The sequence below is a fragment of the Gimesia benthica genome, assembly GCF_009720525.1.
GTDB lineage: Bacteria > Planctomycetota > Planctomycetia > Planctomycetales > Planctomycetaceae > Gimesia > Gimesia benthica.
This window is the reverse complement of sequence record NZ_CP043930.1, coordinates 2,822,501-2,840,397: the sequence shown is the minus strand read 5'-3', so window position 1 is coordinate 2,840,397 and position 17,897 is coordinate 2,822,501. Positions and strand designations below refer to the sequence as shown.

Sequence of the window (17,897 nt, the reverse complement as noted above, 5' to 3'; positions counted from 1 at the left end):
GAAAGTGTGCTTTTGTGTACTCAATCCAACAGTAGATCCACGATCACAGCCCGGTGGTCCGTGTCTACGGCTCGCTGGGCTACGACGCGGACCGGCTGATAGTGAGTGTCGCACCGTACCTGGTCAATCCGCAGGAAGGGGACCGCGTTGGTAATCGTGCAGCCCCAGCCCGCTCCTGCGCTCGTAAAAGCATCACGCAGCTGAGGAGGCAGTTCCCGGAAGATCGGATCCCGCGGGTTGACGTTGAAGTCCCCACCCACGATCAATGGCAGGTCTGCAGGTAGCTCTGCGAGTCGTCGACTGAGTGTACGCAGTTCGTCCCGCTGCAGAATTCGCTGATCGCGATACGCACGCCAGCAGTCCGGGTTCCACAAATCCGACCGAAACGGAGGCGGTGTGAGTCGCAGCGAAACCACGGCGATCTCGCGACCGGTCTGCAGACGCACTTTGCCGATCAGAAAGCTGACCGTCGATGCCAGCGGCTGGATCGGCGTGCGACTCAAAATCGAAGAATCCACACCCGCCAGCAGGCCTGCATCCTCTCCCAGGAGCGGCTGGCTGATGTCGCGGAGTTGAATCACACCCGGCGTTTCCTGGATCAGAATCAGGTCCGCCTCATATTGTTCGAGTGCCGCCACCGCGCGACTGCTGCCATGCGCATTGAGTGAGATAACCCGCAACGGAACCTGATCTCCCGCCTGTGTGCGCCAGGCCGGATCAGCACTCTTCCACAGCCCCCGCCACAGACTGAGCGGCGTATCCGCAAACACCACCAGGAACAGCAACCAGAGCCCGATCGAAGCCAGGGCGAAACGTCCGCGCTTCGCCCGTAACAACATCAGCGCCAGTCCCACACCACAGACAAACCAGCACCAGCTCGGATAAACGGTTACCGCAGCACACGCATCCGGTTGCCAGGCATAACAGATACTGAGTCCGATCCACAACAGTAGCGTGATGGCAGCGGTGATCCGCGCGACAACCCGATCCAACGTGCTGTCAGGGCGAGAAAAAGGTTGCGACTCGGGTTCAGTCATGCCAGGCTTGATTTCAGATAAGAAACAGTGCGGATACAGATCGCCTCTGAAATTGTAGTTTGAGCAGGCACGCACGTCAGCGGTGAATGTTGAAAAACTGTGGACTGCACCCGGTTTCTTCCTCCCACAATCCTCCAGCGGCGGTGCCTGATCCTCAGATACTTTTTTCCCTCTTTGTTGATCGTGAATTGATCGTATCGTTTTCCCGTAGGCGTTTTAGTCTGATAGACCAGACGATCCTGCTCGACGGTAATCACCTGGTAAAGCTGAGTTTCTTCCGGGGCCTGTCTTTTAAATTCCCAGGGGAGTGTCGATTTTCAAAGGAACGCGCAACAGTTTCCATTTCTCAAACCAGTTCACGCGAATCATGGTCGGTTTTTCTTTCAGGGGCTCCAGAAAATATTGAAAACTGGCGCCATGAAAGTAAGGACCGTTGATGGTTTTGATGACCTCTCCCTCGGCATTCAGCAGTTCTATATTCTTGAGGGGTTTCAGACGGGGTTTAATTGTGAAAACCCACTCTCGTTTTCCCCGGCCAAACGATTCATTCACCGTCCGGCCCGTCCGCACGAGTTGCTTGTTGATGGGTTTCATGACGGTAAAACTGACAGGCCCGATTTGATGCTGCTGGTCTGCCTGGAAAGCAGGTATCCTGGCGGAAGCTGATTTGACTTCTTTCATCGACAGGAAAAAAAGATGAGCCGTCGCATTGATCGATTCCGCTCCCCGGGCAGGGGCAGAGTACCCGCGAACGATAAAAGTCGCCCGGGGATCTTTCCCGCTCAAACGTACGACCAGTGGCTTGTTGGCTTCGAAGAAGTCATTGATTTTTTCTTCTCCGGGGTTTCGGGTTAAATCCGTCCCCCGATTATCCGTGAATTTCACCAGCAAGCTCGGTTCGTTTTCGTAGAGCAGAGTACCTGGATCATTCAGAGTGAACGTACCGTACACGCCGGTGCCACTGGCTGCGAGAAATGAACTCAGACTGAAGCGATTCACAGGAGATTTCGCATTGCCGAACGTGTCGCGTGGCAGCCTGCTTACCTGCAGCGACAGCAGCTGCAATTTCTGTGGTTGAACCTCAGTCGGTCTATTCGTCAGACCGTCGTACCAGGTGGCTTCTTTCTCTGTTTTCCTGCCCTGAGCTTTGAGGTTAGCCGTTGTGAATAACAGACCAGGTAGAACCGTAAGTAGTGTTACCTTGCACATCAGCTTCATCAGGCGCGCCACCATGTTCAGAGTTTGTGTCAGGAGTGGGTACAGAAAACTCTTACTTTTTCACGATATCCAATTCACTTTCCAGGGGATAAGAAAAAAACATGGAAATCACGAATATTATGAAATCCCTTTTGGGCAGGTGATTTTCACACTGCTATCATGATACTGAGAGCCAACCGAGCTCTGTCCTCATTTTTAAAAGACGCAGGTTGCACACGCGATGATGCTGGACGGTGAAGCAATTTCGATTTTGTTGACCTGGGCGAGCATGGTGATCGTTCTGCCGGGGTTCATTTTCCACCAGCTGCTAGTAAAGCGGTTGGACAAGAAGTCTACCAAAATCACCGCTTGGGTTTTCTTCGCTGGCGCAGAATTGCTGTTTCATTTTCTTGTGATTCGAGCACTCGTACGTGGCTGGACAATCTAAGTAACCTCACCCACTGGCCGTCTCGAACAGATTTCGGCTCAGATTATTGAGTCCAATGCGAACGTCTCCTTAGTCATGAATCAGATTCCGTTTCCGGCTCGCATTCTGACAGCAGCTGACAGATCAGCAAGCAGGCTGCGCGGTCAGAAACCAGTATTTCCACCAGATCGGGCCGATTGGGCACTGGCATGTGTTTTGCGACAGTCTGTCACACAGAGGTGATTGCGGCTGTAGCCGCTTTAAACAGAATCCCTCACCAACAAAAAGGAGAACGCCATGAAATATGTAACCCCCTGTTGTCTCTGTCTCAGTCTGTTCCTGGTCGCCTGTGCGAACGAGGATACCTCTGAAACGGTCGTCGTGAAAAAACCGGTTGCTGACCCGGTAACCGAAGAGGACGTTTCTAAGGAATTCGGCGAAGCCTTCGAAACCACTAAAAAGTTCACCCAGCAGAAACACGACGAGTACGCGGCCAAGCTGGATAAGCAGCTCAGAGAACTGAACGTCAAGATCGATCAACTGCAGGAAAAAGGCAGCGATCTGAAAGATGACGCGAAAGTCAAATGGAATGAGCAGATGGACGAATTGAAAGTCCAGCGCGACCACGTAAGTGAGAAACTCGAAGAGTTTAACAATGCCTCTGCCGATGCCTGGGAAGGTCTCAAACAGGATCTGGACACCGCCTGGGAAAATCTGGAGAACTCCTTCGATAATGCTGAAAATGAAATCGACGAGGAAGTTTAACAGGAACTTCCGGAGACACCTGCTGGTCTCCCGTTACTGCAGCGCAATTCTGCCGGCGGAAGATCAGGGTGCCCTCCATTGAAAGGGACAATGTGCAGAGAGACTCACTCCGCTTTGTGTCATACAATATTCATTCGTGCCGCTCAGCCAGACTGGAACCTTCTCTGGATGAGGTGGTGAATGTGCTTGGTGATGCTCAGCCGGACGTGGTCGCTCTGCAGGAAGTTGATGTCGACTGCCCCCGCACAGATCAAATCCATCAGGCGGAGGAGATCGGTCGACAACTGCAGATGACGCCGCACTTCTTCAGTCTGGTGGACTGGGCCCAGTTTCAAAGTCGACATGAAAAGCAGGGACGCTACGGATTGGCTTTTCTGTCGCGGAAAGACTTACGGCTGATCGATTCCCGGGAGTTTCACCTGCCCCTGCTGAGTCCGTTAAGCGAGCCGCGGGGTGTCTTTCAAATCCAGGCAGAGTGGCAGGGGAAATCCATCTCGATCCTGAACACGCATTTAAGCGTGCACCGCCGGGAAAATCTGCTCCAGATGCAAGCCTTGTGTGAGTTGATTCAGCAGACCGGTACCGAACACGAGGCATCGATCCTGCTGGGGGACTTTAACACAACCGGGCGGTCGCGGGCGATCAGAAGGCTTCGCACCCTGATGTCAGAGTGCATTCCGACAGGAAAGCCGCGTGCCACTTTCCCCAGCCGTTTTCCATTGCTACAATTAGATCGTATTTTTACGGGCGGGGCTCTGGAACCTCAACCCAGCCAGATACTCACCTCGCCGGGTGCGCGTCGAGCCTCTGATCATTTTCCTGTCAAAGTGGAATTAGAACTTTAAAATGAGTCGAAGCAGTTCGGCCTCTTCCGTGCTTTCCTCTTTTCTGGTTCCCGCCAGCGAGCATCGATGTATACCGCTGAGCGAAGGTCTTTCCGCATTTGACTGCCGCAAACGACTGATCCGACAGGCGCAGCATCGCATCTGGTTCAGTACCTTCCTCTGGCGGAATGACCGGGCGGGAAACTTCCTGGTCAACGAACTCGAACGCCGTGCCCGGGAAGGTGTGGAAGTACGAATTCTGCTCGACCACTGGGTTACTCTGCAATCAGAAGACTCAATTTTACCACGTCTGCGTCAGCTCGCGGCTTCGAGTGAGGTTGAAGTACGGTTGTTTAATCCCGTCGTAGAGAAGATGGAACCCGGCGATGTGGAAGTCATGTGGGCCGGTGCGCTTTCGGGAGAAACGTTGAACCGCCGGATGCATGGTAAAATCGCCTTGTTTGACGATGCCTGCGTCATCGTGGGGGGCCGCAATCTGGGTGATGAGTATTTTGACATGCACCGTTTCCGCTGTTTTACCGATACGGAAATTCTGGTCAGCGGTCCCGTCGTCCCCGAAGCACACGACGCGTTTGCACGTTTCTGGGATCACGATCTGAGTGTGAACCTGCTGGATTTCGCAACGGAGCAAGACGATGCCCCGGCACAGTCAGATACAAATACCATGGCCGATTTGCCGGAGCCGTTTTCGACCATCGCAGCAGAGCGTTGCCCAGACTATACCGCACGCCTCTTTGAGCCCCGCTCGATCGAATTCTGTTATGATCAGCCTCAAGTCGACACGCGGTTACCGGACGAAACCGGGAACTGGCTGGAAGAGGCCCTGGCTTCAGCCCGGAAAAGTATCCATCTCACTTCGCCGATTACGATCTTTCCTCTTGCATGGTTCGAGCGACTGGAAAAACTGCGCGCGCAAAACGCCGGCTTTCTGCTCTCGATTGTTACAAACAGCCTGGTTTCCACAGACAACCTTTACACTTATGCGGCAGGACTCAAACAACGAAAAAAGCTGATCAACCGGTTCCAAGCGTATCTACATGAAATTCGTGCAGTTCCCGAAGATGTGGCCGAAGTCATTCCCAGCTTTCCACAACTCTCGGATGAGAATCAGAAAACGGACGAACAGCCGGCTTCCGGCTTTGGGGCGAATCCCTTTGAGTGTGAGCAACTCCACACGACCCTGCACTGCAAGTATTTCATCATTGATGGCACAACGACACTGCTCGGCTCACCCAATCTGGATCCCCGTTCGCTGTACATCAACACGGAACTGCTGCTGCGGATCGAAGATGAAGCACTTAGCCAGTATTACCTGGAGCACCACAATCGGTTGCGGTATAACACGAACAGCTGGATCGTCGCCCGTCGGCCGGACGAAACGCTCTGGACCCGCTTAACGGGCCTGATTTCGTTCCAGCAGCCACGCGATGACGCCATCGGAGCGCATCGACCCGGCTACTGCTTCACCCCCGGGGAAGGCACCGTCAAAGAAATCCCCGATCCCCTGGCTGCCGATTTCTACGAACGCTACCAGGCCTGCGGCGTCTATCCGGGAATCAACGATTCCGACGAAAAAGTGGAACTCTTCCTGACCGAGAATCTGTCCTATCTGTTTCGCGATTCGCTCTGAAAGATAGAAACAGGATTCCGACAGGTGAGCGGGAGAAGTGAAAGATTTATGGCGGGTTAGCTGTCATGGCGTGTTATCATCGACATGACTCGGGCCTTTACTTCCAGGGGAAACGATTTATGAAATTCCGATTTCACTGCCGACTCCTTTTCCTGAACATGACTTTAATGCTCATCCCTGCCTTTTCTTCTTCCAGTCAGGCAGGTGAAGACGTTCTGTTCCAAATGGGGCGTTCGATACTCAACGATCAGGCCGATCCGGGGGAGTTGTCTCTTAACCATCGACGATCACAGTGTCTGCGTGCCCTTGTAAAATTACGCCGGGAAAAAGAGTATTGGCAACTTTTACAGCACTGGACGAAAGGAGAACAGGACTCAGCAGAATCGCAACTTTCAATCTGCTGGGAGAATGAGCTCTACTGGACAGGCCTAAACTTCTTATCACAAACCGATCTCCCTCTCTCCCGGAAACTGGCCAGCATGGCTGGACTAGTGGTAGTACCACCGGAAAAACTGATCAAACAAGTGCTGGAACGGGAGCAGAAACCATTCTCAAAGCAGGATCAGTCCATGGTAGAACTCCTGCGGTTCGCAGCCCGCTATGACCAGGCACTTAAGAGTAATCATCCTGATGCAGAAAAGAATAAACTGGTGCCAGTCGCGATTGAACTGGTGCCGCAGGTGTTACAGCTTCTGCAAAAGCAGTATCCCTCCGGAGGATATCATACCCTCCACTATCATCCCGTCAGGTATGAAGTGGCACAGTGTGGCTTGGCTATGCTTACTATTATTCCTGCCGAGCAGCACACACCTCAATTGCGACAACTTTCCAGTCAAATTGACGATATGTTCGGCCTCGGGTGTGTCCGTCGCGGTTGGTACGCTGCTTTCGAGACGGGGATCGAGCTGTTAGCCAGACAAGATGAAGGACAGGCGCTGCTTGTCTGGCAGTCATCTTTTCTAGACTACCCGGAAATAGCAAGTAATGAATCCCAGTTGATCTCACCTGAAAGCCGAAAGGCATCACCAGAATTAGCACAATTTGTTTCCGGTGTAAATGTGTGTCTGCATCAGTTGCAAAAGGAGACATATAAAGAGAGCCCGGAAGATTTCAAACGACTACTCCAGGAACCCGACAGTGAACTCTGGCGGTTTAATGTATTACTCTCACTGGAATCCGCGCGTTTGCGCGCGGATCAAAAACTGTTAAAACTGGTATCAAATAGTCTGCTGGAACAGAGCGAACGGCTTTACAGCATCAGCCGGGAAGAATACGAGAACAGTCCCAACGATCTCTGCTATCTCTACTTTTCTGCGTTTTACGCAGCACAACGCCTGAATGACCGGGAACTGCAGCGTGATCTGCTCTCTCGGTTACTCAAGCTGTACCCCCAAATGGGCGAATTTTACACTGATGTGTTGTATGATCAGCAATCACAGAATCTAGACTGGTTTTACCTGTTCAGCGATCTTAGGCTTGATCGCGAATGGCTACCCCAATTTGAAGTAGTGTTGCTGAAAGACTCTGGTCCCTATGGATACTCGAAAGCTGAATTCGGGATGCTCTGGGCCACATTCGGCACAACAGAGATTAAGGGTAAAGCGATTCTGACCAGGTATAAAGCAAGCTATCAATTTCAAGATATTGCCTGGGGAGCCGGATACGCTGCGGGCAGAGGTCGTGCTGTCTTACCCGTTGGCGCCACCTGGAGCAAGCTCAGGCGGATCGACCCCCACTTGAATACCGTGCCATGTTTTGTCGATTATTGTAGCGGTTATGTGACAGGCAAACATAAACAGACTGACGACTGGGATGCACGCTTCTTGCGTGTGCTGGATTCTACTAAGTAATATTGCACCGAGCCCCCAATCGCGAAAGAACCCAAATGTCAAAGCCAGAACAATTACGGGAACGCCTGATTCAAGCAGAACTCTGCCCTCCTGATGAAATAAGAGGATGCTCGCAGAAGCAACTCAGGCAAATAGAAAAATGTGCGGGGGCACCACTCCCTGCAGATTATCTGGAAACTCTGTCGCTCATTGGCTGCCATGCCGGACATTTCATGAGTGATCTGGACTTTTTCTATCCAGCCATGCTCTCTTTAACCGATCGGACAAGATAACTGATTGCCGAATCAATTTCACTCCCTGAAGATGCCTTCGTCTTTGCCGACCGGTATGGCGAACAGATCCTCTTCTTTCGACTGGCTGAAAAAAAGAAGGGACCCGTTTATAAATGGAGCGATGAGGAACCAGAGCAGTTTTTAAAAGTGTTCAATTCATTCGGAGAATTTCTCGAAGAAGAACTGACAGCTCATGAAATGCAGGCGGGCGACTGATGGCGGATAAAATTCCCCCTCACTCATCAAAGTGCGATTTCTTCCGCAGCAGATGATGGTAATGCTGGGCAAACCGGTGCGATTCATCGCGCACGTATTGCAGCAGTCTTAAACCGTAGGAATGCCGGCTCAGGCGGCGGGGTTCGACTTCGCCCGGGACGTAGACCTCTTCTTCGCGCTTGGCCAGGGAGATTGTGAACGGGGGCTCGACCCCCAGTTCGCGCATCGCGGTCATCGCGGCGTTGAGCTGACCTTTGCCGCCGTCAATCAGCAGGATGTCGGGGAACGATTCCCCCTCCTGGTGCAGTCGCCGGATGCGTCGGCTGACCACTTCGCGGATCGAGGCGAAGTCGTCGATCCCTTTGACGGTGCGAATCTTGAACCGCTTATAACCATGCTTGAAGGGGAGGCCGTCGATGAACTGCACCAGGCTGGCCACCGTTTCGCCCCCCTGCAGATGTGCGATGTCGACCCCCTCGATCCGTCGCGGCAGTTCAGCCAGGCCGAAGACTTTCTTCAACCCCTGCATGCCTTTCTTCGGGTCGATGTAAAACACCTCGGGTTGCGCATGGTCTTCCAGGTTGCCCCGCAGGTTGATGTTGTCCAGCAGCTCGATTTCATCCCGCAGCCGGGCCGCTTTTTCGTAGAGTCGCTGTTCGGACGCCGCCAGCATCTCCTTCCGCATCTCTTTCAGCAGCCGGTCCTTCTTGCCGTCCAGGAACAGCTTCAGCTTGTTGATGTCCTTGCGGTAGTCCTCTTTGCTGATCCGCAGATTGCAGGGCGCCGTGCACTGGTTGATGCTGTGCAGCAGGCAGGGACGGAACCAGCGCCACTTCTCGTCCCCCTCATCGATGTCCAGCGAACAGTTGCGGAACCGGAAGATCTTCTGCAGCACCGTGATCGCCCCCCGCAGCTGTTTCGCGTTGGTGAAGGGGCCGTAGAGCTTCGTCCCTTTGCTCTGCGGTGTGCGGGTGAACTCGACGCGGGGAAAATCTTCGCGGGTGGTGATCTCCAGGTAGGGAAACGTCTTGTCATCTTTCAGTTCGGAATTGAAGCGGGGGCGAATATCCTTGATCAGCCGCGCTTCGAGCAGCAGGGCGTCGACCTCGGTCTCGGTCTCCAGATAATCGATGTCCGCGATTTCGGTTACGAGTTCCGCCGTCCTGCGTTCGACCGCAGCTGCCTGGGTGAAATAACTCGACGCGCGGCTTTTGAGGTTCACCGCTTTCCCCACATAAATCACGCGGCCTTGCGCATCCTTCATCAGGTACACGCCGGGCGTGGTCGGAAACGTTCGTACTTTCTCGTGGGGTGTCTGCGGAGTCTCCCCGCTCGACGCGGACGTCGTTTCGACGGTGGGAGTTTCTTCTGGAGACTGAGGGTCTGAATCAGACACGAAATCAGATTCCTGCAAACGCGGGGTGACTGTTCGAATGGATCGCGGACTAAACGATTATAGAAGCGGCGTGATGAAATCAGAAGAGGCTATTTTCCTCGATCATCCGTTTCACGACTTCCCGTTTATCATTGGTCTCCTCCATGATGGCCAACTGCCGCTTGGCACCGGAGTTATGAACCAGATCGTAGATCCGCTGTAATTCGTCCGTACACTCCAGACGCTCTGACATCGGAGAGACCAGATCGACCAGGTGCGTCGTCGAATCGATCACCGAATACAGCTGGTAACTGTCGCTGTTAACCAGGCTCGCGTCGATGCCGTAGCGGGTCGCCCGCCACTTGTTCTGCTGCACCATCATCGGGTGATGCTGCAACTGGTAGGCGCCTTCATCAATTTCATCAGAAATGCATTTCACCAGGCACTGCACGAACGCGGCGATCGACAGTACCTGTTCCAGATTGGCCGGCATGTCGCACACGCGGATTTCCACGGTCCCGAAATTATGATGCGGACGGATGTCCCACCAGATTTCACGGATCGTATTGATGAAGCCCGTGCTGATCAGGTGGTTGATCAGCCACGTGTATTCGCTGTAGTTCCGCATGTTCGGCGGCAATCCCGCGGTGGGCAGACCTTCCATGATCTTGGATCGGTTTGAATGCAGGCCGGTGTTGCGGTTCTCCCAGAACGGCGAGTTCGACGAGAGTGCCAGCAGCAGCGGCAGGTAACGCAGCATCCGGTCGCAGACCATCACCGCTTTGTCGCCCGAATCAACGCCCACATGCACGTGCAGACCGAAGGTCACCAGGCGTCGGGCCACGTCCTGCATCAGTTCCACGAGTTCGTAATAACGATCGTTGACTGTTATCTTCTGATCCCGCCAGGAAGAGAAGGGGTGCGTCGCGGCCCAGAACAGCTTCAGCCCCAGCTGGTCGGTCACATTGGTCACCGCTTCCAGTTTCTGTGTCAGGTCTTTGCGAACGTCACCTACCGTGCGGCAGACGCCCGTGTTGATTTCCAGGTAGCTCTGCATTAACTCCGGCTTGATGGTCTCTTTCATATGAGGGGGCATCCCCTGCAGTAGATCCGTAATCGAGTTGGAGAGGGCGAAGGTTTCCGCATCCACCAGCTGCAGTTCCAGTTCCACACCCAGTGTCGGATAATCGTTACGGGCAAAAGAGAGGGTCCCCATCGTACTAATTCCCTTTTTGGATGAGTTGCGGGTTCAGCGAAAGCAGCAAAGCAGCCTGCAGTAAGATGCGACTTCCTATTTTAAGCACACGCTCATCGATATCGAAATAGGGAGAATGCAAAAACACCGTTTTTTGATCGGGACGGGCACACCCCAGTCGCAACATCGAACCGGGTACGTGCTGCAGATAAATGGAAAAATCTTCTCCCCCCATGCTGGGCAGATCGATCAGTCCGACCTGCTCAAGCCCCAGTACGTCGATCGACGCCTGTTCCAGTGCGGCCGAAATCGTTTTGTCATTCACGACCGCGGGTAGAGGCGATTTGAACAGCACTTCAATCCGGGTATTCGTACTCTGGGCGACGCCGCTGGCGATATTCTGAATCCGATCGTGCAGGACTTCGCGTGCCTGGTCGTTGGTGGAACGCAGGCTTCCTTTCAGTTCCGCAATTTCGGGAATCACATTCGGTGCCAGCCCCGAGGAGATCTGACCAATGGTAAATACCGCCGGCATGCGCGAGTCAATTGAGCGGGGCAGGTTCTGATACAGGCTTGAGATCAGTTGGGCTGCCGTGGTGATCGGATCATTTCCGTGATGCGGCCGGGCAGCGTGTCCGCCGCGACCATGAATTTCAAAATGGACTTCATCGCAGAACGCAGTCATCACGCCATAGCGGATGTTCGCGGTTCCCGCCTGGATTTCCGGATCCATGTGCAGCCCGATGATCGCACTCACCCCTTCCAGGGCGCCCTGTTCCACCATCCAGCGGGCACCCATGCAGATCTCTTCCGCCGGTTGAAAAATGAACCGCAGCCGTAATCCCTGGCCCGGCCATTCGCTCTCGAACAGCTCCTTCACCCGTCCCGCAGCGAGCGCCACACCCAGGGCAATCGACGTATGAGCATCGTGGCCGCACAGGTGACCGACACCTGGATTATGCGAGCAGTAATCGACTTCTTTGAGGTCCGTGATCCGCAGCGCATCAATGTCGGCCCGAATCGCGATCAGCGGTGCGTCCTCGGCCGGCGTTCCCAGCGTCATGTCGGCGACCACACCGATGTCGTTATTCATCAGCTGCGGTTCGAGGCCGATGTCACGCAGCGTGTTGCAGATCAGTTGCGAAGTCTCTTTTTCTTCTCCGCTGATTTCCGGTTTCTGATGCAGTGTGCGTCGTGTTTGAATGAGTGTTGGCTCGAGCTCGTCCAACTCCTCATGCAGCTGTTTCGTAAGTGACTGATAAAAGGCTCGGCTTTCTGTCTGATCTATTGAGAATGAGGCCACTGAGTACTCCGCGTCGTTGCCATGATGCCGACAGACCGTCTGCGCGACAGCCGATGAATCATGGGCTGATATGAAAAAGCATTTATTTGTACTTCTTATTTTAATGAAGTTAAGGTTATCATAAAGGCAGAAGCAGAAAATTAAGCGTCCTAAATAATTATTGGAAACCGCCACACCGAATTTCTGCGACCGAATCGACCACAGCGAATTTAGGAATCAGCAACATGAAAGAGATAGATGCAGATCGCCGGAATCTGTTGAAAGGGGCCGTCGCAACATCGCTGGCTTCACTCGCCGGAAACTTCTCACTCAACAGTGCCCACGCCGCCAAAGCAGACCCCGATTTAATTCATCGGGAAAACCTCAAAGAAGGATCCACCGACTGGCAGCTCACCCGCGTCATGCTCGATAGCCGCAATGGATTTCGTTCGTCCAAGATTGAAGGCTACTGTTCGAAGCAGAGCGTCGCTGCCGGCGAGCCGATTGACATCATGGTCTCCACCCGACCGGCGCAAGAGTTCAAAATCGAAATCTTCCGCACCGGCTATTACGGCGGTCGCGGTGCCCGGCTGATGACCACACTCGGCCCGTTCGAGGGCAAGCCACAGCCCGTTCCCCAACCGGGCAAAAAGAATCTGCACGAATGCCACTGGGACTCCGCGGTCACACTGACGATTCCCGATGACTGGCCCAGCGGCGTCTACCTGGGCCGGCTCTCCACACTCAAAGATAAGACCGGTCACGGCTACTGGCAGAGCTATGTCGTCTTCATCGTTAAAGACGATCGCCCTGCGGACATCCTCTTCCAGTGTTCCGACAATACCTGGCAGGCCTATAACAAGTGGCCCAGCAACTATTCGGTCTACACGCATCCCAAAGGGAACCAAGGCCCCTGGGCCGATGTCAGCTTTGACCGTCCCTATGCCAAGTATGCCCAGATCTATGAGAACCCGCAGTCACTCGGCTCGGGGGAATGGCTCTGCTTTGAATTCCCCTTCGCCTACTGGCTGGAAAAACATGGTTACGATGTGACCTACTGTTCCAACAGCGACATGATCACCCCCGATCACGGACTGAAATGCAAGTCGTTCCTCTCGGTGGGCCACGATGAATACTGGGATATTCGCCAGTACGAGTCGGCGGTCAAAATGCGCGACGCGGGCGTGAACCTGCTCTTCTTCTCTGGTAATTCCGTCTGTTGGGTCACACCGCTGCTGAACAGCACCGACGGGCGTCCCAAACGGATCATGTTCCGCGGTGGTCCTTACGGCGGAAAATATAAATACGCCGAAGACCGTGAGCGAGACAACGGCCCCTTCCCGCACCGCGGTCCCGACGAAGGTTACCTGATGGGATCCCGTAATGTTGATCCGGTCAACGGGGGCGGCGACTGGGTCTGCGAACTGCCCGACCACTGGATCTTCGAAGGGACGGGCATGAAAAAAGGAGACTCGATTCCCGGTCTTATCGGCTGGGAATATCACGGCGATCCACCACAGGACATTCCCGGACTCGAAGTCGTGGCAAAAGGAACCGCCCTGCAGGGAGGCGTGAATCCACAAGAGTGGACCGCTACGATTTACCCCGGCCCGAAGAACAACTTCGTGTTTAACGCTTCGACCATCTTCTGGTGTCAGGATCTCTCCAGCCCGCCCGGGCACATGCTTCCCTGGTCACACTGGTCCCGACCGCACGGACCCGATGAACGTGTGCAGCGAATTACACACAACATCATCCGCCGCGCGATCTCCTGAAGCAGAGCGAACGACAGCTTCACCACGCCCCGTTTTTACGGGGCGTTTTTTTGTGTAGCACAGTTCTCCGGCAAGATTGATCAGGACTTCAAACGAAACTCACGAAATCTTCTTACTGCAGCGGGATGGCTCGATTTCAGCACTGCAGACTGCTGATAGATCGCCCTGGATACCCTGGTGGAATAGCTTGTGGTTCGGTTGTAAGTGTCTTTGCTGAAAGTGGTTATGGGTTTGGTGGGGTGGCCTTGGGACCACGGACTGCAGAACACATTTTTTCAAAATAAGAGTGCTCTCTGCTCCCCGGTATTTACCGGCGCTTCATTAAATCTTTCAACAGGCCGGGTATAAAGTACTGCGTTTACAGGCTGAGTTCCCGCTCATTCCGGTTGTGCTGCCTGCACACCACCAACCCGCCGCCGCAGTATCTGGAACTTCAGCAATTTCACTGCCAGGCTCGCAGACTGATTCGATCAGGTGCAAACAGACACACCTGATTTTGTGATTGCTTTATCCCGTTCATGTGAGGAAACCGAATGTTACCCAACGCCCACGCACACCGACGACGCACTGGCTTCACTCTGATTGAGCTGCTGGTCGTCATCGCGATCATTGCCATTCTGATCGCCTTGCTCCTGCCCGCCGTTCAGCAGGCACGCGAAGCCGCCCGTCGCTCACAATGTAAAAACAATCTCAAGCAGCTCGCCATCGGCATGCACAACTACCACGATGTCCACGGTCTGCTCCCCTTCGGCTGGGATCAGCGCGGGGCCGGCTGGAGTGCCATGATTCTACCCATGATCGACCGGGCCAACATTTACAACACCCTCATCTTCCAGGAATCAGGTGACGGCAACTGGGACTCCGGTTCTGCCAATACTACCGCTGCCAGCACCTATCTCCCCGTACTCGTCTGCCCCAGTGCTCCCATCAAAAAGCACTACAGCTTCAACGGCATCCCGAACCGGGCCCCCTCGACTTACCTCGGGAACTCCGGGTCTGAAGCTTCTTCGGATGATGAATCGACCAAGATCACGGGCACCAGGTCGCTGGAAGACACCACGCAGAACGGTCTGTTCTACGCCTGCAGCAGCGTCGTGCTCCGCGATATCAAAGACGGAACCTCCAATACCTTCATGCTCGGCGAAACGCAGACCGACATCGAGTTCGGCAAAGACGGGCAGTCCATGGACCACTGGGTCATCGGTTCTCCCCAGACCGATCCCTGCGGTTGTAATAACGGCACAGGCGGAACGGAGTTCACCGAGTTCGTCGGCTCAGCCTATCCCCGGATGAATGCCCGTCGCACCGAACCGACCGTCAGCGGACATCTGATGGAACTTTCTTACGGCAGCTGGCACGTCGGGGGCGGACACATGGCCTATGCGGATGGCTCGGTTCATTTCCTCTCGGAGAATATGGATCTGAACGTCTACCGCGGCCTGGCTACACGCAATGGCCGGGAAGTCGTGACTCCGTAACATCCATGCTGATTGATTTTAAAGGTGATCTCTGATGAAACTGTTTCTAATTTCCGGTCGCGCGGTTCGAATGCTGGCGACCCTTTGTCTGCTCAGCGCAACGGTCGGCTGTGGTGGTTCGATCCATCCCGATTACAGCCAGCTCGGTCTGGTCGATGTCTCCGGAACCGTGACCCTCGACGGGCAGCCTCTGTCCGGTGCCGAGGTCGCTTTCGAAGCCCCCGATGGCACCTACTCCGCTGGTGTGACGGACTCCAGCGGCAATTTCGACCTGATGTTCAACACAGAAAAATCGGGTTGCCTGATCGGTGACAAAACGGTCCGTATTCGGATGGCCGGTAATCCCGAAGGCATGGGAGAGGCCCCCGACGATGCAGGGAACTCGGATGAAGGGGGCAAGCAGAAACCGGCTCCCGGCAAGATTCCCGCGGCGTACAATCAAGAGTCGACCCTCAAAGCGACCGTCGACGCCGACCACACCTCGTTCCAGTTCGATCTCAAAAGTAATCCTTGAGATTGTCGTTCACTGGAGCGATGCATTCAAAAAAACAGGCTGTGGCACCCGGGAGTGTCACAGCCTGTTTGTGTGTAAGTCGTCCAGTTGTTACTCGTCCAGTTTTTCGATGCGTCTCTGGTGACGTCCCCCTTCAAAGGGGGTATTCAGCCAGATATCGATGATCTCATACACGTCGTGCATCGAGACCATACGTTCGCCCAGCGAGATCATATTTGCATTGTTATGCTGTCGTGCCAGTCGGGCTGACTTCTCGTTCCAGCACAAGGCACAGCGCACCCCTTTGACCCGATTGGCGGCAATCGCTTCGCCGTTTCCTGATCCTCCCAGCACAATGCCTCGCTCGAACTCACCTGCAGCCACTGCTTTAGCGGCAGGGAAGATGAAGTCCGGGTAATCGACCGACTCGGTCGAATCGGTGCCGAAATCTTCGACTTGGTAGCCCTGTTGCGTCAGGTATTCGATGATTCGTCGTTTGTAGCGATAACCGGCGTGGTCGGAGGCAACTACAATTTTCTTAACAGGTTCTTCTGAAGGTACTGGAGCGGTCATGCGTTTGAAATTCTAGTGTCGAGCAATCGTGCAGGGGCGCTCTTCGGACGCGTCGAGCAGGGATCTCACACAACAGAGACCGCAGTGCCCGCTCACATCGGCAGGGAACGCCGGATCAAATAAAAAGGGTTAACGGTGAATCGAGGTCTTACTTCCCAATCCGGTAGAGTTGTGATTTCGTGCGAATCAGCAGCGTGTCACCGGCGACGGCGTAAGACGCGAGTGTCGGCTCTTTCAGGTGATTGCGGCTGATCTCTTTATAGGTTGTTCCAGGAGCGATGATCGTGGTTTCCCCCTCTTCGCTCTGGAAATAAATCTTGCCATCTGCGAACAGTGGAGAGGCAGAGTAGTTACCGCCCACGCGTTCTTTCCAGTGCAGTTTGCCGGTTTTGGCATCAAAACACTGGGCAATCCCTTTGTCACTCACTGTATATAGCTCGTCGCCCACGACCAGCAGTGAAGGTGTATGCGGAATCTGGTTCTTGTTGGACCAGGCCAGGTGCGTCTCCGTCACATCCCCTTTACCGTCCGGACGAATTGCCAGCAGAGTAGGGCGGTCGTAGCTGGTCGTCACGAAGATCAGACCATGACTGTAAATCGGGCGGGGGATGACGGAGTAACCAGTGTAATCCAGGTGCCAGATCTCTTTGCCGTCCTTGGGAGAATGTCCCGAGATCACATCGGTGCCCGGGGCCACAATCTGTTCTTCCCCGTTCACGGTGATCAGCAGCGGCGTGGCGAACGAAAACTTTTTCCGGCCATCAACGTTCCGTTCCACCTTCCAGGCGATCTCGCCCGTCTTGCGATCCAGGGCGGCGATGAAGTTGGAACCTTTACCGTCGCAGATCACAACCAGTTTATCGTCGACCAGGATCGGCGATCCTCCGTTGCCATGCTGCATCTCATATTTGAGGGCATTTGTCTTCCAGACCACGTCTCCGTCCAATGTCAGGCAGGCGGTGCCGTGCGTACCGAAATGCACATAGAGTACTTTACCGTCTGAGATCGGTGTTGGGCTGGCGTGGCTGTTCTTCTTGTGAATCCGTTGTACGGTCTCTTTGGTTTCCTGGAAGATCTCTTTATCCCAGAGAATCTTACCCGACTCCAGATCCAGGCAGACTACCCGCAGCGACTGCTCGGGCATGGGGCCATCCCCCTCGGGGACAGCGGTGGTGACGAATACTTTCTCGCCGACAATAATCGGAGACGACCAGCCAACGCCGGGAATCTTGGTATTCCACAGCACATGTTCGGTCGGGCTCCAGGCGGTCGGCAGCGATGTCTGGGAAGAATGTCCCTGGCCGGTCGGGCCACGAAATTCAAACCAGTCCTCAGCTGAGAGCAGTGCAGGGGCAGTGATTACAGAGACGGTTGAGAGTACGCAGAGAGAGAAAATTCGGGAAACACTCACGTCAGCAGGCCCTCCTGATTGAGGCTGGGTTAACTGTACCTTTGTTTTGAACGCGCAGGGAAAGACAGATTATCTT

At 54.3% G+C, this 17,897-nt stretch carries 17 protein-coding genes; 10 read left to right on the top strand and 7 right to left on the bottom strand.

Annotated elements, in window-relative coordinates:
* Positions 1-20: 20 nt before the first annotated feature.
* Positions 21-1,037 carry an endonuclease/exonuclease/phosphatase family protein gene (locus tag F1728_RS10745; RefSeq protein WP_155364103.1) on the bottom strand — a complete coding sequence of 339 codons (1,017 nt, stop codon included), beginning with the start codon at positions 1,035-1,037 and terminating at the stop codon, positions 21-23.
* A 291-nt stretch (positions 1,038-1,328) separates the two neighbouring features.
* Positions 1,329-2,270: a hypothetical protein gene (locus F1728_RS10740; protein WP_194242770.1), complete on the bottom strand. Its 942-nt coding sequence runs from the start codon at positions 2,268-2,270 to the stop codon at positions 1,329-1,331.
* 205 nt (positions 2,271-2,475) lie between these two features.
* Here F1728_RS10740 and F1728_RS10735 point away from each other — a divergent pair, with 205 nt between their 5' ends.
* The 7 genes from F1728_RS10735 to F1728_RS32565 all read left to right on the top strand — a co-directional run bounded on the left by F1728_RS10735 (position 2,476) and on the right by F1728_RS32565 (position 8,239).
* Positions 2,476-2,682, top strand: a complete 207-nt coding sequence (locus tag F1728_RS10735; protein WP_155364101.1) for a hypothetical protein — start codon at positions 2,476-2,478, stop codon at positions 2,680-2,682.
* 276 nt (positions 2,683-2,958) lie between these two features.
* Positions 2,959-3,426 (top strand): sll1863 family stress response protein, encoded by a 468-nt coding sequence (locus tag F1728_RS10730; RefSeq protein WP_155364100.1) that lies wholly within the window; start codon positions 2,959-2,961, stop codon positions 3,424-3,426.
* Between the two features lie 68 nt (positions 3,427-3,494).
* Complete coding sequence (locus tag F1728_RS10725) at positions 3,495-4,271, top strand: endonuclease/exonuclease/phosphatase family protein (RefSeq protein ID WP_194242769.1); 777 nt, start codon at positions 3,495-3,497, stop codon at positions 4,269-4,271.
* 1 nt (position 4,272) lies between these two features.
* The gene (locus F1728_RS10720) at positions 4,273-5,901 is read left to right on the top strand and encodes a phospholipase D-like domain-containing protein (protein ID WP_155364098.1); all 1,629 of its coding nucleotides are present in this window, start codon (positions 4,273-4,275) and stop codon (positions 5,899-5,901) included.
* 569 nt (positions 5,902-6,470) lie between these two features.
* The gene (locus tag F1728_RS10715) at positions 6,471-7,751 is read left to right on the top strand and encodes a hypothetical protein (protein ID WP_194242768.1); all 1,281 of its coding nucleotides are present in this window, start codon (positions 6,471-6,473) and stop codon (positions 7,749-7,751) included.
* 35 nt (positions 7,752-7,786) lie between these two features.
* The gene (locus F1728_RS10710; RefSeq protein ID WP_155364096.1) at positions 7,787-8,023 is read left to right on the top strand and encodes a hypothetical protein; all 237 of its coding nucleotides are present in this window, start codon (positions 7,787-7,789) and stop codon (positions 8,021-8,023) included.
* The gene (locus tag F1728_RS32565; RefSeq protein WP_155367368.1) at positions 8,024-8,239 is read left to right on the top strand and encodes an SMI1/KNR4 family protein; all 216 of its coding nucleotides are present in this window, start codon (positions 8,024-8,026) and stop codon (positions 8,237-8,239) included. It begins immediately after the preceding gene.
* A gap of 19 nt (positions 8,240-8,258) precedes the next feature.
* On the opposite strand, the gene F1728_RS10700 is transcribed toward F1728_RS32565, so the two are convergent.
* The 3 genes from F1728_RS10700 to F1728_RS10690 form a co-directional block, all read right to left on the bottom strand.
* On the bottom strand, positions 8,259-9,635 hold the full coding sequence (locus tag F1728_RS10700; protein ID WP_228030637.1) for an excinuclease ABC subunit UvrC: 1,377 nt from the start codon (positions 9,633-9,635) through the stop codon (positions 8,259-8,261).
* A 79-nt stretch (positions 9,636-9,714) separates the two neighbouring features.
* On the bottom strand, positions 9,715-10,830 hold the full coding sequence (locus F1728_RS10695; protein WP_155364094.1) for a carboxylate-amine ligase: 1,116 nt from the start codon (positions 10,828-10,830) through the stop codon (positions 9,715-9,717).
* A 4-nt stretch (positions 10,831-10,834) separates the two neighbouring features.
* The gene (locus tag F1728_RS10690) at positions 10,835-12,112 is read right to left on the bottom strand and encodes a M20 metallopeptidase family protein (RefSeq protein WP_194242767.1); all 1,278 of its coding nucleotides are present in this window, start codon (positions 12,110-12,112) and stop codon (positions 10,835-10,837) included.
* Positions 12,113-12,336: 224 nt separating this feature from the next.
* Here F1728_RS10690 and F1728_RS10685 point away from each other — a divergent pair, with 224 nt between their 5' ends.
* The 3 genes from F1728_RS10685 (at position 12,337) to F1728_RS10675 (ending at position 15,858) form a co-directional block, all read left to right on the top strand.
* Positions 12,337-13,866, top strand: a complete 1,530-nt coding sequence (locus tag F1728_RS10685; protein ID WP_155364092.1) for a N,N-dimethylformamidase beta subunit family domain-containing protein — start codon at positions 12,337-12,339, stop codon at positions 13,864-13,866.
* Positions 13,867-14,399: 533 nt separating this feature from the next.
* Positions 14,400-15,344 (top strand): DUF1559 domain-containing protein, encoded by a 945-nt coding sequence (locus tag F1728_RS10680; protein WP_155364091.1) that lies wholly within the window; start codon positions 14,400-14,402, stop codon positions 15,342-15,344.
* Between the two features lie 34 nt (positions 15,345-15,378).
* Positions 15,379-15,858 carry a carboxypeptidase-like regulatory domain-containing protein gene (locus F1728_RS10675; RefSeq protein WP_155364090.1) on the top strand — a complete coding sequence of 160 codons (480 nt, stop codon included), beginning with the start codon at positions 15,379-15,381 and terminating at the stop codon, positions 15,856-15,858.
* A 90-nt stretch (positions 15,859-15,948) separates the two neighbouring features.
* Here the strand turns inward: F1728_RS10675 and rpiB are convergent, their stop codons facing one another.
* Both rpiB and F1728_RS10665 read right to left on the bottom strand, forming a co-directional pair.
* Complete coding sequence (gene rpiB / locus F1728_RS10670) at positions 15,949-16,410, bottom strand: ribose 5-phosphate isomerase B (protein WP_155364089.1); 462 nt, start codon at positions 16,408-16,410, stop codon at positions 15,949-15,951.
* A gap of 148 nt (positions 16,411-16,558) precedes the next feature.
* Positions 16,559-17,821 (bottom strand): PQQ-like beta-propeller repeat protein, encoded by a 1,263-nt coding sequence (locus F1728_RS10665; protein WP_155364088.1) that lies wholly within the window; start codon positions 17,819-17,821, stop codon positions 16,559-16,561.
* Between the last annotated feature and the right edge of the window lie 76 nt (positions 17,822-17,897).

What these genes read in the sequence shown, in the direction of transcription:
- F1728_RS10745 (WP_155364103.1), bottom strand. Translation starts at nt 1,037, where the DNA reads ATGACTGAACCCGAGTCGCAACCTTTTTCTCGCCCTGACAGCACGTTG.
- F1728_RS10740 (WP_194242770.1), bottom strand. Translation starts at nt 2,270, where the DNA reads ATGGTGGCGCGCCTGATGAAGCTGATGTGCAAGGTAACACTACTTACG.
- F1728_RS10735 (WP_155364101.1), top strand. Translation starts at nt 2,476, where the DNA reads ATGATGCTGGACGGTGAAGCAATTTCGATTTTGTTGACCTGGGCGAGC.
- F1728_RS10730 (WP_155364100.1), top strand. Translation starts at nt 2,959, where the DNA reads ATGAAATATGTAACCCCCTGTTGTCTCTGTCTCAGTCTGTTCCTGGTC.
- F1728_RS10720 (WP_155364098.1), top strand. Translation starts at nt 4,273, where the DNA reads ATGAGTCGAAGCAGTTCGGCCTCTTCCGTGCTTTCCTCTTTTCTGGTT.
- F1728_RS10715 (WP_194242768.1), top strand. Translation starts at nt 6,471, where the DNA reads ATGGTAGAACTCCTGCGGTTCGCAGCCCGCTATGACCAGGCACTTAAG.
- F1728_RS10710 (WP_155364096.1), top strand. Translation starts at nt 7,787, where the DNA reads ATGTCAAAGCCAGAACAATTACGGGAACGCCTGATTCAAGCAGAACTC.
- F1728_RS10695 (WP_155364094.1), bottom strand. Translation starts at nt 10,830, where the DNA reads ATGGGGACCCTCTCTTTTGCCCGTAACGATTATCCGACACTGGGTGTG.
- F1728_RS10685 (WP_155364092.1), top strand. Translation starts at nt 12,337, where the DNA reads ATGAAAGAGATAGATGCAGATCGCCGGAATCTGTTGAAAGGGGCCGTC.
- F1728_RS10680 (WP_155364091.1), top strand. Translation starts at nt 14,400, where the DNA reads ATGTTACCCAACGCCCACGCACACCGACGACGCACTGGCTTCACTCTG.
- F1728_RS10675 (WP_155364090.1), top strand. Translation starts at nt 15,379, where the DNA reads ATGAAACTGTTTCTAATTTCCGGTCGCGCGGTTCGAATGCTGGCGACC.
- rpiB (WP_155364089.1), bottom strand. Translation starts at nt 16,410, where the DNA reads ATGACCGCTCCAGTACCTTCAGAAGAACCTGTTAAGAAAATTGTAGTT.